The organism is Streptomyces sp. NPDC087845, from assembly GCF_044742755.1.
Taxonomy (GTDB): Bacteria; Actinomycetota; Actinomycetes; order Streptomycetales; family Streptomycetaceae; genus Streptomyces.
On record NZ_JBIUVC010000014.1, the window covers coordinates 181,950 to 195,624 of the forward strand.

The following is a 13,675-nucleotide window of genomic DNA, read 5'->3' on the forward strand; positions in this document are numbered from 1 at the left end:
GGGTGATTAGCCCGTTTCGTGTTTGATTTGCGGTATATATCTGCCTAACGTGCGAAAACGCTTGAACACTTTCGTTCTGGCAATGTCTCCGAAGGGGAAGACGTGAACAAGGCGCAGCTCGTAGAAGCGATTGCCGACAAGGTCGGCGGCCGTCAGCAGGCCGCAGACGCCGTTGACGCGGTGCTCGACGCGATCGTCCGTGCGGTTGTCGCGGGGGACCGTGTCTCGGTCACCGGCTTCGGCTCGTTCGAGAAGGTCGACCGCCCCGCCCGCTACGCCCGCAACCCGCAGACGGGCGAGCGGGTGCGGGTCAAGAAGACCTCGGTTCCCCGTTTCCGTGCGGGACAGGGCTTCAAGGACCTGGTGAGCGGCTCGAAGAAGCTCCCCAAGGGCGAGGTGGCCGTGAAGAAGGCGCCCAAGGGCAGCCTCTCGGGCGGTGCTTCCACCCGTACGACGACCAAGGCGGCCGCCAAGAAGGCCACCGCGAAGAAGGCCGTGGCGAAGAAGGCCACCGCCAGGAAGGCCACGACCGCGGCGAAGACCACCGCGGCCAAGAAGACCACCGCCAAGAAGGCCGCTCCGGCGGCCAAGAAGACCACGGCGGCGGCGAAGAAGACCACCGCGGCGGCGGCGAAGAAGACGACGGCCGCCAAGAAGACCGCGCCCGCCAAGAAGACCACGGCGAAGAAGGCGCCCGCGAAGAAGACCACGGCGCGCAAGACCACGGCGAAGAAGGCCACTGCACGGAAGAAGTGAGGCCGAGCAGCGCAGGGCTACTCACACGCGCCGGGCCGGGCTCCCCTCGGGGAGCCCGGCCCGCGGGCTGTTGTGGGCCGGGGACGCGCGGCCGTTCAGAACGTCTGCAGGGTCACCAGGGTGATCCGCAGATCCGCACCCTCGCCGACGCCCTCGATCCGCACCCGCTGCCCCGGGCGCAGCAGCCGCAGCCCGCCCGCGTCGAAGGCCCGGGCGTCGAATTCCACCGGGGTCCCGTCGTCGAGCAGCACACTGCCGGTGCGGGTCTCGGGGTCGTACGTGTACGAGGTCGCCTGCATGTGCGGCAGCCTATCGGTCCGTCCCGGGGCGTGCCGGGGCGTCCGCCGCCCATTGCCCCGACGTGTGCGGGCCGGTGCCCAGGGCCAGCGCCGCTCGCAGGTCGTCGCCGGTGTCCACGTCCTGGCGGACCGAATCGATGCCGGTCAGCGTGATTTCCACGGCGCCGGAGTCCAGATGCCGGGCCCGGGAAGGGCCGCCGAAAGCCGGGCGCAATTCCACTCCCGGTGCGGCCGACAGAAATGTTGTTCCGATTCCTGCCGCATCGGTGACAAATGCCCGGGGAAATTCGGCGGAAAAATCGAGTACCCGGGCCAATTCCGCGGGGCGCAGCGCGGGCAGATCCGCGTTGAGCGCGGCGAGGGCCGCCCCGGGCCGCCCGGCCCTAACGGTCCGCTCGCCGTGTGCCAGGGCGGCGTTGAGGCCGCGATCCGGTTCGTCGGGCACGATGCGCGCCCCGAGGGCGGCGAGAACGGCCCCGGCCTCCGTGTCGTCCGTGACGACCACCACATCCCGGACCGCCCGGCAGGACAGGGCGGCGGCCACGGTGTCCCGGGCGAACGCGAGGGCGAGCCGCGGGCGCAGCGCGGCGCCCGTCGTGGGCGTGAGCCTGCTCTTGGCCCGCGCCAAGGGCTTCAACGGGACGACCAGGGTCCAAGGACCCGTCGGGTCGGTGTTCGTGGCGATCTCCCCCTCGATGCGCGTCGCCGCTTATTCTCGCCTGCCGGTGCGAGAACCCGGAGGTACGGTCCCGAAAGCGGGGCGTACGGTGTTCTCGACAGAGCAGGGGCCTGGGGCGAGACTTGACCGTCGGTAGCCAGGCAGCAGTCAGGTCTTTAGAGGAAGGTGTCCGAGTGTCCCGCCGCAGAATCGGCTTCTGGTACCGCCTGGCGGCGGTGATCGCAAAACCGCCGCTGGTGGTTCTGTTCAAGCGTGACTGGCGGGGAATGGAAAACATCCCGGACGACGGCGGATTCATCACTGCGGTCAATCACAACTCGTATCTGGACCCGCTTTCCTACGGACACTTCCAGTACAACACCGGACGCGTGCCGCGGCTCCTCGCGAAAGCCGGCCTCTTCAAGACCCCCTTTGTCGGAATGATGCTGCGCGGCACCGGGCAGATCCCCGTGTACCGCGAGACGACCAACGCGCTGGACGCCTTCCGGGCCGCCGTCGACGCCATCGAGCGCGGTGAATGCGTCGCCTTCTACCCGGAGGGCACTCTCACCCGCGACCCCGACATGTGGCCGATGGCCGGCAAGACCGGTGCCGCCCGCGTCGCGTTGATGACGAAGGCCCCGGTCATCCCGGTCGCCCAGTGGGGCGCCAACCTCGCGATGCCGCCGTACGCCAAGGAGAACAAGCTCCGGCTCTTCCCCCGCAAGACCCTCCAGGTGCAGGCCGGACCGCCCGTCGACCTCTCCGGGTTCTACGACAGGGAGCCGACGCCCGACGTCCTGCGCGAGGCGACCGAGGTCATCATGGCCGCCGTGACCGCGCAGCTGGAGATCGTACGGGGCGAGAAGGCCCCCGCGGAGCCGTACGACCACCGCAAGGCCCGTGCAGAACAGCGGCGTAAGGCCGAAGGAAAGGGACCCAAGTGACGCACCCCGCGAAGGCAGCGGTCTTCGGAACCGGCTCATGGGGTACGGCCTTCGGCGTGGTTCTCGCCGACGCCGGCTGCGAGGTCACCCTCTGGGGCCGCCGCGCCGAAGTCGCCGAGGCCGTCAACACGACCCGTACCAACCCGGACTATCTGCCGGGAATTGAACTCCCCGCGTCGATCCGGGCCACCACCGATGCCGCCGAGGCGCTGCACGGCGCCGACTACGCCGTATTCGTGGTGCCCTCGCAGACACTGCGCGCCAATCTCGCCGACTGGGCCCCGCACCTCGGCTCCGACACCGTCCTCGTCTCGCTGATGAAGGGGGTCGAACTCGGCACCGCGAAGCGGATGAGCGAGGTCATCGAGGACGTGACCAAGGTCTCCCCGGACCGCGTCGCCGTCATCACCGGCCCCAACCTGGCCAAGGAGATCGCCGAACGCCGCCCCGCCGCGGCCGTGGTCGCCTGCCAGGACGAGTCCGTGGCCCGGCGCCTCCAGACCGCCTGCCACACCTCGTACTTCCGCCCGTACACCAACACCGACGTCGTCGGCTGCGAACTCGGCGGCGCGGTCAAGAACGTCATCGGTCTCGCCGTCGGCATCGCCGACGGCATGGGCCTCGGCGACAACGCGAAGGGCTCGCTCATCACCCGGGGCCTCGCCGAGACGACCCGGCTCGGCCTCGCCATGGGCGCCGACCCGCTGACCTTCTCCGGACTCGCGGGCCTCGGCGACCTGGTGGCGACCTGCTCCTCGCCGCTCTCGCGCAACCACACCTTCGGCACCAACCTCGGCCGCGGAATGACGCTCCAGGAGACGATCGCGGTCACCAAGCAGACCGCCGAGGGCGTCAAGTCCTGTGAATCGGTGCTCGATCTGGCACGCAGGCACGGCGTCGACATGCCGATCACCGAGACGGTCGTCGGCATCGTCCACGAGGGCAAGCCGCCGATGGTCGCGCTGGGCGAGCTGATGTCGCGCAGCGCGAAGCCCGAGCGGCGCTGACGACAGGCCCGGGGAGCGCGCAGGGCGGTGATCGTTCACGGTCGCCGCTCCACCGGCCCCGGCCGCGCTGACGCGAGGGGTACCAGCAGGTACGCTCAACGCGATATGAGCAGCGAGAACCTCCCCCAGAGCCCGGAGCAGCAGCTCCGCAAGCCGCGTGTGGCCGTCGTGTTCGGCGGCCGCAGCTCCGAACACGGCATTTCGGTCGTCACGGCGGGCGCCGTCCTGAATGCCATCGACCGGACGAAGTACGACGTCCTGCCGATCGGCATCACGAAGGACGGCCGCTGGGCGCTCACCGCCGACGAGCCCGAACGCATGGGCATCACGGACCGGAAGATGCCGGACGTGGCCCAGCTGGCCGAGTCCACCGAGGGCGGCGTGGTGCTCTCCGTCGACCCCGGCAGCCGTGAAGTGGTGTACAGCGAGCCCGGCTCGGTACCCAAGGCGCTCGGCGACGTCGACGTCGTCTTCCCGGTGCTGCACGGCCCGTACGGCGAGGACGGTACCCTGCAGGGGCTCCTGGAGCTCTCCGGTGTGCCGTACGTCGGCGCGGGGGTGCTCGCCTCGGCGGTCGGCCAGGACAAGGAGTACATGAAGCGGGTCTTCACCTCGTTCGGGCTGCCGGTCGGCCCGTACGTCGTGGTGCGCCCCCGCGAGTGGGAGGCGGACCCCTCCGCCGTCCGCAAGCGCGTCGTGGACTTCGCCGGCGACCACGGCTGGCCGCTCTTCGTCAAGCCCGCCCGGGCCGGCTCGTCCATCGGCATCACCAAGGTCGACGGCCTCTCCGGTCTCGACGAGGCGATCGAGGAGGCCCGCCGCCACGACCCCAAGTTCCTGGTCGAGTCGCTGCTGCGGGGCCGCGAGATCGAGTGCGGGGTGCTGGAGTTCGAGGACGGCCCGCGCGCCAGCGTGCCCGCCGAGATCCCGCCGGTGACCTCGCACGACTTCTACGACTTCGAGGCCAAGTACATCGACTCGGCCTCCGGGATCGTGCCCGCCCCGCTCACCGGCGAGCAGACGGCCGAGGTCCAGCGGCTGGCGGTCGACGCCTTCGAGGCCGTGTCCTGCGAGGGCCTGGTGCGGGCCGACTTCTTCCTCACCGAGGACGGCGACTTCGTGATCAACGAGATCAACACCCTGCCCGGCTTCACCCCGATCTCCATGTACCCGCGGATGTGGCAGGAGAGCGGCGTCAGCTACCAGGAGCTGGTGGACCGGCTGATCCAGGCCGCGCTGAACCGGCCGACCGGCCTGCGCTGAGCCGAGTCCCGCGCCGTAGGGCGTGCACTCCGCGACCGGAGTGCACGCCCTACAGGCTGCTGGGCACCGTCTTCGCGATCACCGGACCGAACGCGGCCAACAGGCTGGCGTCGTGCGCGTACGCCGTGGAGAGCCTCACCTCGACGTACGCCTTGCGGTAGGTCGTCGTAAAGCGCGGACCGGCGTCTTCCGGCTGGTCCAGCATCCAGTCGACGCCGTCCGCCTCGATCCCCTTCGCCATGGGGTCGTCCATCTTGGCGGGCCGGGGGACACCGCAGCGCAGTACGATCGCTCCGTCCCCCCACTGGGCGGTCAGCTCGGACTTCGGCCCGGTGTCACCGCGGTCGAGTCCGGCAACGGTCTTCGGCAGCTCCTCGTGCAGCGCGCGGCAGTAGGCTGCGGCTTCCCCGGACGGCGCGGGAACCGTGACCGACACCGCGGCGTCCGTCGAGGAGCATCCCGCCGCGGCCAGCAGCAGCGCGGCGGCAGACGTACCGAGAAGCAGGGGATGGCCGAACCGGCGGCGCGATGATGTCACCGGCCCAGCGTAGACGGGGACTACAGATGAACGACCGGGCAGGTCAGGGTTCGGGTGATGCCTTCCACTTGCTGGACCTTGGCGACCACCATGCGGCCGAGTTCGTCCACCGTGTCGGCCTGGGCACGCACGATCACGTCGTAGGGGCCTGTGACGTCCTCTGCCTGGATCACTCCCGCAACTCTGGCGATGGTCTCGGCGACGGTCGACGCCTTGCCCACCTCGGTCTGAATAAGGATGTACGCCTGTACCACGGAACCTCCAGGGCGGCCACGAGGATCATGTGGGGGATGGGAAAGGGACGCCACGGTATCGCGTTGCCGCGGGCCGCGGGGAGACCTACGGGGTGGTTGCCGTCCACAGCGTGGCGCGCGCACAGCACAGGTTGACGTATCTCTTGACAGTACCGACAGCAGCGACGGCCCGCGACCGCGAGCGCAGCGGAGCGAAAGGGGGACGCCCATGGCGAGGGGAACCGGTGCAGACTGCTCCCTGCGGCGGCGGCCGGTCCATGATCCGGACCCCCGGCCGCTGAAGCAGCCCGGACGCATGTCCGGCGCGATAGATGAGAGGTGAGACTCGGTGAAGGGAACCGTGGGCGAGTTGGGGGAGTTCGGGCTCATCAAGGAGCTGACTTCCCGGCTCACCACCACTCCGGCGGTACGGCTCGGCCCCGGCGACGACGCCGCGGTCGTGTCCGCTCCCGACCGCAGGGTCGTGGCCAGTACGGACATCCTGCTGGAGGGACGGCACTTCCGCCGCGACTGGTCGACCGCGTACGACGTCGGCCGCAAGGCCGCCGCCCAGAACCTCGCCGACATCGCCGCCATGGGCGCCGTGCCCACCGCGCTGCTGCTCGGCCTGGTCGTCCCCGCCGAACTCCCGGTCACCTGGGCCGGCGAGCTGATGGACGGCATCCGTGACGAGTGCCAGGTCGCCGGAGCGGCCGTAGTCGGCGGCGATGTCGTGGGCGGTGAGACGATCACCGTCTCGATCACCGCGCTCGGGGATCTGCGCAACCATGAACCGGTCACCCGGTCCGGCGCCCAGCCCGGCGACGTCGTCGCCGTCACCGGCTGGCTCGGCTGGTCCGCCGCCGGTTACGCCGTGCTCTCCCGCGGTTTCCGCTCGCCCCGCGCCTTCGTCGAGGCCCACCGGCGCCCCGAACCGCCCTATCACGCGGGCCCCGCCGCCGCCGGACTCGGCGCCACCGCGATGACGGATGTGAGCGACGGACTCGTCGCCGACCTCGGGCACATCGCCGAGGCCAGCAAGGTACGGATCGATCTCCGCTCCGGACTCATCGACATCCCCTCGCAGATGTCCGACATCGGTCAGGCCGTGGGCGTCGACCCGCTGCAGTGGGTGCTGACCGGCGGAGAGGACCACGCGATCGTCGCCACCTTCCCGCCGGACGTGAAGCTGCCCGCCCGCTGGAGGGTGATCGGCGAAGTCCTCAACCCCTCGGCGCTGCCGCAGGTGACGGTCGACGGGGCGCCCTGGACCAGGAAGAGCGGCTGGGACCACTTCGGGGACATCGAGGACGCCCAGTAGATTTCGGGTATGCCCCTGTCTGCTGCCGTACCCGCCCGTGTGCTCACCGTCGCCGGATCCGACTCCGGCGGCGGTGCGGGCATCCAGGCCGATCTGAAGACGATGCTGGCGCTCGGCGTGCACGGAATGAGCGTGCTGACCGCCGTCACCGCCCAGAACTCGCTGGGCGTGCAGGACGCCTGGGAACTGCCCGTCGAGGCCGTACGCGCCCAGTACCGCAGCGTGGTGGACGACATCGGTGTGCAGGCGGTCAAGACCGGCATGCTGGCGTCGGCCGCCCTCGTGGAGACCGTGGCCGAACTCCTTGCGGGCACCGCGGCCCCGGTCGTCGTGGACCCGGTCGGGATCTCCAAGCACGGTGATCCGCTGCTGGCCGCCGAGGCGCTCGATTCCGTACGGACGAAACTCCTCCCGGTCGCCACGGTCGCCACCCCGAACCTGGACGAGGTGACGCAGCTCACCGGCGTGAGCGTCACGGACGAGACCGGAATGCGGCACGCCGCCACCGAGGTACTGGCCTTCGGACCGCGTTGGGTCGTCGTCAAGGGCGGGCACCTGCCGGGCGAGCCCGTCGATCTGCTGACGGACGGCACCGAGGAGCACTGGCTGCGCGCCCCGAGGCACGGCAACCGGCACACCCACGGCACCGGTTGCACGCTCGCCTCGGCGATCGCCTGCGGACTGGCCCTGGGCCAGGACGTACCAACGGCGGTACGGGGCGCGAAGACGTACGTCACCGGGGCGATCACGGCGGGATTCCCGCTGGGCGCCGGGATCGGCCCCGTCGACCACGGCTGGCGGACGCGCACCGGCTGAGGGCCCCGGAGCGCAGCAAAAAGCCGGTCCACCGAGATGGACCGGCTTTTTGGGCAACCGGAAGGCTGCGCTACGACGGGAACGTCAGCGCGCGACCTTGCCGGCCTTGATGCACGAGGTGCAGACGTTGAGCCGCTTCGGCGTCCGACCGACCACGGCACGCACGCGCTGGATGTTGGGATTCCAGCGACGGGACGTACGGCGGTGCGAGTGCGAAATGTTGTTGCCGAAGCCCGGCCCCTTGCCGCAGACGTCGCAGTTGGCAGCCACGGGTCACTCCAAAGACTTCAGGTGCACTTACAGTGAATTCCGGCGCGCCGGAATCATGTGACTGAAGTGGCGGCACCGGAGGAATGGCCCGATTCTCATCGGGCAACCGAAGCAGCATACAACGACCGCGTCGGTGGAACGAAACTACCATGGGTTCCGCCGCCCCCCGTCCCGCCCCTGTCCCCGCCGGACCCGGCGCGCGGGGACTACTCTGCGGTGCAGCCGGCCGGCCACGGCCGATTTCGAGGAGGACCGACAGGTGCCGCAGACCGCCGACGAGATGGACGCCGTCGCGGTGCGTACCTGGTGCTCACTGGCCCTGGAGGCACTGGGCCGGGAGCGCGAGGCGATCGACGCGATCAACGTGTACCCCGTCGCCGACGGGGATACCGGTACGAACCTCTACCTGACCGTCGAGTCCGCGACCCAGGCCGTCGAAGCCGTCTTCGCCGCCCATGAGACCGGCACGACCGTGCCCGTCGCCGCCGACGCGGTGCGGGCCATGGCGCATGGCGCGCTGATCGGTGCCCGCGGGAACTCCGGCACGATCCTGGCCCAGTTGCTGCGCGGAATGGCCGGGGTACTGGCCGACGGGCACGACGCGGACCACCTGCGCCGGGCGCTCACCCGAGCCGCCGTGGTTGCCCGGCAGGCCGTGGCCCACCCTGTCGAGGGCACCGTCCTCACGGTGGCCGCCGCGGCCGCCGAGGCCGCCGGGCGCACGGCGGCCTCGGCCGGAACCGCGGCGGTCGCACAGGCGGCGTACGAGGGGGCGCGGACGGCCCTGGAAGCGACCCCCGGACAACTCGCCGTCCTCGGGCGGGCGGGCGTCGTGGACGCCGGGGGACGGGGCCTGGTCACGGTGCTCGGGGCGCTCGTCGAAGCGGTCTCCGGGCGGGCCCCCGAGCATGTGTACGCGGCCGGGCCCGCGCCCGCGTTCCTGGTCCCTGCGCCGGAGGACTGCGCGGCGGGCGGACCGGCCTTCGAGGTCATCTACCTGCTGGAGGCAGCGGACGACGCCGTGGACCGGCTGCGGACCCGGCTCGACGGACTCGGCGACTCCCTGGTGGTGGTGGGCGGCGACGGGCTGTGGAACATCCACGTGCATGTCGACGACGCGGGTGCGGCGGTGGAGGCCGGTGTCGAGGCGGGACGGCCGTACCGCATCCGAATCACCCACTTCGGCGCCGACCGGGTGCACCCCCCCACCGAGCCCGTGCAGCGTGCGGTCGTCGTGGTGGTCCCCGGCGACGGGCTCCGCGGCCTGTGCAAGGAGGCCGGTGCGACAACGGTGCTGGCACGTCCCGGGGAGCCGCCCGCCAGCGGCGAACTCGTCGACGCGATCCGCCGGGCACACGCCCGCGAGGTGGTACTGCTGCCCAACGACGCCGAGTTGCGCCACACCGCGGCCGCCGCTGCCGAACAGGCCCGCGCGGAGGGGGTCAGGGTCGCGCTGATCCCGACCCGGGCCGCGGTCCAGGGCATCGCGGCCCTCGCCGTCCACGAACCCGACCGCAGCTTCGACGAGGACGTGGTGGCGATGACCGCGGCGGCCGGCGCCACCCGCTACGCCGAACTGGCCGTCGCCGAGCGGCAGTCCTGGACCATGGCGGGCATCTGCCAGGCCGGCGACATCCTCGGCCTGATCGACGGCGACGTCGCGGTCATCGGCGAGGACGTGCCGGGAACGGCCCGCAACGTGCTGGACCGCATGCTCGCGGCGGGCGGCGAACTGGTCACCCTGGTCCTCGGCGAGGACATCCCCGACAGCCTCGCGGACGCGCTGGAGGAGCACGTACGCGAGGGCTATCTGGCGGTCGACACAGTGGTGTACCGGGGCGGCCACCAGCGTGCTCCGCTGCTCATCGGGGTGGAGTAGGGCGGCACGGCCGCACCCGCACGTCGTACGGCGGGAGCGAGCCGAAGTCACGGGCGCACCACTCCACGGGCGGCGCACCGGGCGTACGCGCCGACCGGCCGCCCCCCGGATCCCGGCCGCGACGGCGAAGCACGCCGGCCGCCCGTTACCGAACCGGCCGAGGAACTCGGTACGCGCGCGCGGCGACGGTTCCGACCGGGGGATTCCGGTGTTCCGGGTGGTGCCCGCCGGACATCTGTCAGTGGTGTGGTGTGCAATGGATCGCGTGTCTGCGTTCGACGAACCACTCAAGAAGCTGCTCGGCGGAGCCACCGCGAAGGTGATGGCCGACCACCTCGACCTGCACACGGTCGGTGATCTGCTCCACCACTACCCGCGGCGGTACGAGGAGCGCGGCCGGCTGACGGCGTTGACCGACCTCCCGCTGGACGAGCACGTGACGGTGGTCGCCCAGGTCGCCGACGCCCGCATCATGATGTTCAACAACGGCCGCGGCAAGCGCCTCGAAGTGACCCTCACCGACGGCAGCGGCCGGCTCCAGCTCGTCTTCTTCGGCCATGGCGTCCACAAGCCGCACAAGGAGCTGCTGCCGGGCCGGCGGGCGATGTTCGCGGGCAAGGTCTCCGTCTTCAACCGGAAGATGCAGCTGGCCCACCCCACGTACCAGCTGCTGGACGCCGAGTCCATCGACGGGGCAGAGGCCACGGAAGCGGTGGACGCCTTCGCCGGGCGGCTGCTGCCGATCTACCCGGCCTGCAAGCAGCTGGACTCGTGGCGGATCGCCAAGGCCGTCGACACCGTGCTGCCCAGCGCGCGGGAGGCCGTCGACCCGTTGCCGCCGAGTCTGCGCGAGGGCCGCGGGTTCACCCCGCTCCCGGAGGCGCTGCTGAAGGTCCACCGCCCGCAGACCAAGGCGGACATCGCCCAGGCCAGGGACCGGCTGAAATGGGACGAGGCCTTCGTCCTCCAGGTCGCCCTGGCCCGCCGCAGGTACGCGGACACCCAGCTCCCGGCGGTGGCCCGCCGCCCCCGGCCCGGCGGACTGCTCGACGCCTTCGACGCCAAGCTGCCGTTCACCCTCACCGAAGGGCAGCGGAAGGTCTCCAAGGAGATCTTCGACGACCTGGCGACCGAGCACCCCATGCACCGGCTCCTCCAGGGCGAGGTCGGTTCCGGGAAGACGATGGTCGCGCTGCGCGCGATGCTCGGCGTCGTCGACGCGGGCGGTCAGGCCGCCATGCTCGCGCCCACCGAAGTGCTCGCCCAGCAGCACCACCGCTCCATCACCGAGATGATGGGCGAGCTGGCCGAGGGAGGCATGCTGGGCGGTTCTGAGCAGGGCACGAAGGTGGTGCTGCTCACCGGCTCCATGGGCGTCGCGGCCCGCCGGCAGGCGCTGCTCGACCTCGTCACCGGTGAGGCCGGAATCGTGATCGGCACGCACGCGCTGATCGAGGACAAGGTGCAGTTCCACGACCTGGGCCTGGTCGTCGTCGACGAACAGCACCGCTTCGGTGTGGAGCAGCGCGACGCCCTGCGCTCCAAGGGGAAGCAGCCGCCGCATCTGCTGGTCATGACCGCGACGCCCATTCCCCGTACGGTCGCCATGACCGTCTTCGGCGATCTGGAGACCTCCGTACTGGACCAGCTCCCGGCCGGCCGCTCGCCGATCGCCAGCCATGTCGTACCCGCCAAGGACAAACCGCACTTCCTCGCCCGTGCCTGGGAACGGGTCCGGGAAGAAGTGGAGAGCGGGCACCAGGCGTATGTGGTCTGCCCCCGCATCGGCGACGACGCCGAGGACGAGGCGGCGGGCCGGAAGGAGAAGAAGAAGGCGCCCGAGGACGACGGCGAGAAGCGCCCGCCGCTCGCCGTCCTGGAGATCGCCGAACAGCTCGCCAAGGGCCCGCTCTCCGGCCTGCGCATCGAGGTGCTGCACGGCAGGATGAATCCCGACGACAAGGACGACGTGATGCGCCGCTTCGCCGCGGGCGGTGTCGACGTCCTCGTCGCCACCACCGTCATCGAGGTCGGGGTCAACGTCCCCAACGCCACCGCCATGGTGATCATGGACGCCGACCGCTTCGGCGTCTCCCAGCTGCACCAGCTGCGCGGCCGGGTCGGGCGCGGCTCCGCCCCCGGACTCTGCCTGCTGGTCAGTGAGGCCCACGAGGCGAGTCCGGCCCGTGCCCGCCTGTCCGCCGTCGCCGCCACCCTCGACGGCTTCGAGCTGTCCCGGATCGACCTCGAACAGCGCCGCGAGGGCGATGTTCTCGGCCAGGCCCAGTCCGGGGTCCGCTCCTCGCTGCGGATGCTCACCGTCATCGACGACGAGGAGGTCATCGCCGCCGCCCGCGAAGAGGCCGTGGCGGTCGTCGCCGCCGACCCGGAGCTGGAGCACCTGCCCGAGCTGCGGATCGCCCTGGACGCGTTGCTCGACAAGGAGCGCGAACAGTATCTGGACAAGGGATGACGAGGGTGGACGGGTGCACGGGCCCGATCCGCCGCGACCCCATATCGTGGATGCCACGGCGCCGCAGCACCCTGCGGGCCACCCACGAACCGAGGACCAGACACCCATGACCCGCGTGATCGCCGGCTCGGCCGGCGGACGCCGCCTGGCAGTCCCGCCCGGCACCGGCACCCGCCCCACCTCCGACCGTGCGCGCGAGGGCCTCTTCTCCACCTGGGAAGCCCTCCTGGGCAGCCTCCACGGCACCCGTGTCGCGGACCTGTACGCGGGTTCCGGCGCCGTCGGCCTGGAAGCGCTCTCGCGCGGTGCCGCCCACGCCCTGCTCGTCGAGACCGACCCCGGGGCCGTCCGCACCGTCCGGGACAACGTCCGCACGCTCGGCCTGCCCGGTGCCGAGGTCCGTACCGGCAAAGCCGAACAGATCGTGACAGGACCGGCGCCCGCGGAGCCGTACGACGTGGTGTTCCTGGACCCGCCGTACGCCGTGACCGACGGCGATCTTGGCGAGATGCTGCTCACACTCCGCACCCAGGGGTGGCTCACAGCCGATGCACTCGTCACCGTGGAACGCAGCACCAGAGGCGGAGAATTCAGCTGGCCCGAGGGATTCGAGCCACTGCGGGCCCGTCGCTACGGCGAGGGAACGCTTTGGTACGGTCGCGCCGCCTCTACGTGCGAAGACGCACGATGACCGGACCGGAGAGCGAGGGAATGAAGTTGCGCCGCGCCGTCTGTCCGGGGTCATTCGACCCCATCACCAATGGACACCTCGACATCATTGGCCGCGCCTCGAAGCTGTACGACGTCGTACATGTCGCGGTGATGATCAACCAGTCCAAGAAGGGCCTCTTCACGGTCGACGAGCGCATCGACCTGATCCGTCAGGTCACCGCGGACTTCGGCAACGTCCAGGTCGAGTCCTTCCACGGTCTTCTGGTCGACTTCTGCAAGCAGCGCGACATCCCGGCGATCGTCAAGGGCCTGCGGGCCGTCAGCGACTTCGACTACGAGCTCCAGATGGCTCAGATGAACAACGGCCTCTCCGGCGTCGAAACGCTCTTCGTGCCGACCAATCCCACCTACAGCTTCCTGTCGTCCTCCCTGGTCAAGGAGGTTGCCACCTGGGGCGGCGACGTCTCCCACCTGCTGCCCCCGGTGGTCCACCGGGCCCTCGCCGAGCGTCTCGCCGAGCGCTGAATTCCTGACGGACCGTCA

15 protein-coding genes are annotated in these 13,675 nt (G+C 70.7%); 10 read left to right on the plus strand and 5 right to left on the minus strand.

From position 1 onward, the window contains the following. Nucleotides 1–102: 102 nt before the first annotated feature. On the plus strand, nucleotides 103–756 hold the full coding sequence (locus ACIOMQ_RS30765) for an HU family DNA-binding protein (RefSeq protein WP_401269075.1): 654 nt from the start codon (nucleotides 103–105) through the stop codon (nucleotides 754–756). Between the two features lie 95 nt (nucleotides 757–851). Here ACIOMQ_RS30765 and ACIOMQ_RS30770 read toward each other — a convergent pair whose 3' ends face one another. After that, nucleotides 852–1,055: a hypothetical protein gene (locus ACIOMQ_RS30770; protein ID WP_351074089.1), complete on the minus strand. Its 204-nt coding sequence runs from the start codon at nucleotides 1,053–1,055 to the stop codon at nucleotides 852–854. 10 nt (nucleotides 1,056–1,065) lie between these two features. Then, a complete protein-coding gene (gene cofC / locus ACIOMQ_RS30775) occupies nucleotides 1,066–1,752 on the minus strand; it encodes a 2-phospho-L-lactate guanylyltransferase (protein WP_401269105.1) in 687 nt (228 codons plus the stop codon). Between the two features lie 155 nt (nucleotides 1,753–1,907). On the opposite strand from cofC, the gene ACIOMQ_RS30780 reads away from it, so the two are divergent. From ACIOMQ_RS30780 to ACIOMQ_RS30790, 3 genes are all read left to right on the plus strand, one after another. After that, nucleotides 1,908–2,660 (plus strand): lysophospholipid acyltransferase family protein, encoded by a 753-nt coding sequence (locus ACIOMQ_RS30780; protein WP_362204024.1) that lies wholly within the window; start codon nucleotides 1,908–1,910, stop codon nucleotides 2,658–2,660. Next, on the plus strand, nucleotides 2,657–3,667 hold the full coding sequence (locus ACIOMQ_RS30785) for an NAD(P)H-dependent glycerol-3-phosphate dehydrogenase (RefSeq protein WP_362204027.1): 1,011 nt from the start codon (nucleotides 2,657–2,659) through the stop codon (nucleotides 3,665–3,667). The genes ACIOMQ_RS30780 and ACIOMQ_RS30785 overlap by 4 nt, the downstream gene beginning before the upstream one ends. Nucleotides 3,668–3,772: 105 nt before the next feature. Beyond that, on the plus strand, nucleotides 3,773–4,930 hold the full coding sequence (locus ACIOMQ_RS30790; protein WP_402191224.1) for a D-alanine--D-alanine ligase family protein: 1,158 nt from the start codon (nucleotides 3,773–3,775) through the stop codon (nucleotides 4,928–4,930). 49 nt (nucleotides 4,931–4,979) lie between these two features. Here ACIOMQ_RS30790 and ACIOMQ_RS30795 read toward each other — a convergent pair whose 3' ends face one another. Together ACIOMQ_RS30795 and ACIOMQ_RS30800 are read right to left on the minus strand one after the other, a co-directional pair. Then, nucleotides 4,980–5,468, minus strand: coding sequence for a DUF3515 domain-containing protein (locus tag ACIOMQ_RS30795; protein WP_402191226.1), 489 nt, complete (start codon nucleotides 5,466–5,468; stop codon nucleotides 4,980–4,982). 20 nt (nucleotides 5,469–5,488) lie between these two features. Then, nucleotides 5,489–5,722: an Lrp/AsnC ligand binding domain-containing protein gene (locus ACIOMQ_RS30800; RefSeq protein WP_362204036.1), complete on the minus strand. Its 234-nt coding sequence runs from the start codon at nucleotides 5,720–5,722 to the stop codon at nucleotides 5,489–5,491. 328 nt (nucleotides 5,723–6,050) lie between these two features. Here ACIOMQ_RS30800 and ACIOMQ_RS30805 point away from each other — a divergent pair, with 328 nt between their 5' ends. Both ACIOMQ_RS30805 and thiD read left to right on the plus strand, forming a co-directional pair. Continuing rightward, nucleotides 6,051–7,022, plus strand: coding sequence for a thiamine-phosphate kinase (locus ACIOMQ_RS30805; RefSeq protein WP_362204039.1), 972 nt, complete (start codon nucleotides 6,051–6,053; stop codon nucleotides 7,020–7,022). A 9-nt stretch (nucleotides 7,023–7,031) separates the two neighbouring features. Continuing rightward, a complete protein-coding gene (gene thiD, locus ACIOMQ_RS30810; protein WP_362204042.1) occupies nucleotides 7,032–7,838 on the plus strand; it encodes a bifunctional hydroxymethylpyrimidine kinase/phosphomethylpyrimidine kinase in 807 nt (268 codons plus the stop codon). An 84-nt stretch (nucleotides 7,839–7,922) separates the two neighbouring features. Here thiD and rpmB read toward each other — a convergent pair whose 3' ends face one another. Continuing rightward, on the minus strand, nucleotides 7,923–8,108 hold the full coding sequence (gene rpmB / locus ACIOMQ_RS30815) for a 50S ribosomal protein L28 (RefSeq protein ID WP_030928661.1): 186 nt from the start codon (nucleotides 8,106–8,108) through the stop codon (nucleotides 7,923–7,925). A gap of 259 nt (nucleotides 8,109–8,367) precedes the next feature. Between rpmB and ACIOMQ_RS30820 the strand changes: the two genes are divergently transcribed. From ACIOMQ_RS30820 to coaD, 4 genes are all read left to right on the plus strand, one after another. Beyond that, nucleotides 8,368–9,987, plus strand: a complete 1,620-nt coding sequence (locus ACIOMQ_RS30820) for a DAK2 domain-containing protein (protein ID WP_402191228.1) — start codon at nucleotides 8,368–8,370, stop codon at nucleotides 9,985–9,987. A gap of 256 nt (nucleotides 9,988–10,243) precedes the next feature. Then, the gene (recG, locus tag ACIOMQ_RS30825) at nucleotides 10,244–12,460 is read left to right on the plus strand and encodes an ATP-dependent DNA helicase RecG (protein ID WP_401269064.1); all 2,217 of its coding nucleotides are present in this window, start codon (nucleotides 10,244–10,246) and stop codon (nucleotides 12,458–12,460) included. A gap of 106 nt (nucleotides 12,461–12,566) precedes the next feature. Next, nucleotides 12,567–13,151, plus strand: a complete 585-nt coding sequence (rsmD, locus tag ACIOMQ_RS30830) for a 16S rRNA (guanine(966)-N(2))-methyltransferase RsmD (protein ID WP_362204051.1) — start codon at nucleotides 12,567–12,569, stop codon at nucleotides 13,149–13,151. A 26-nt stretch (nucleotides 13,152–13,177) separates the two neighbouring features. Next, nucleotides 13,178–13,657, plus strand: a complete 480-nt coding sequence (coaD, locus tag ACIOMQ_RS30835; RefSeq protein ID WP_362204129.1) for a pantetheine-phosphate adenylyltransferase — start codon at nucleotides 13,178–13,180, stop codon at nucleotides 13,655–13,657. The last annotated feature ends 18 nt before the right edge of the window (nucleotides 13,658–13,675 follow it).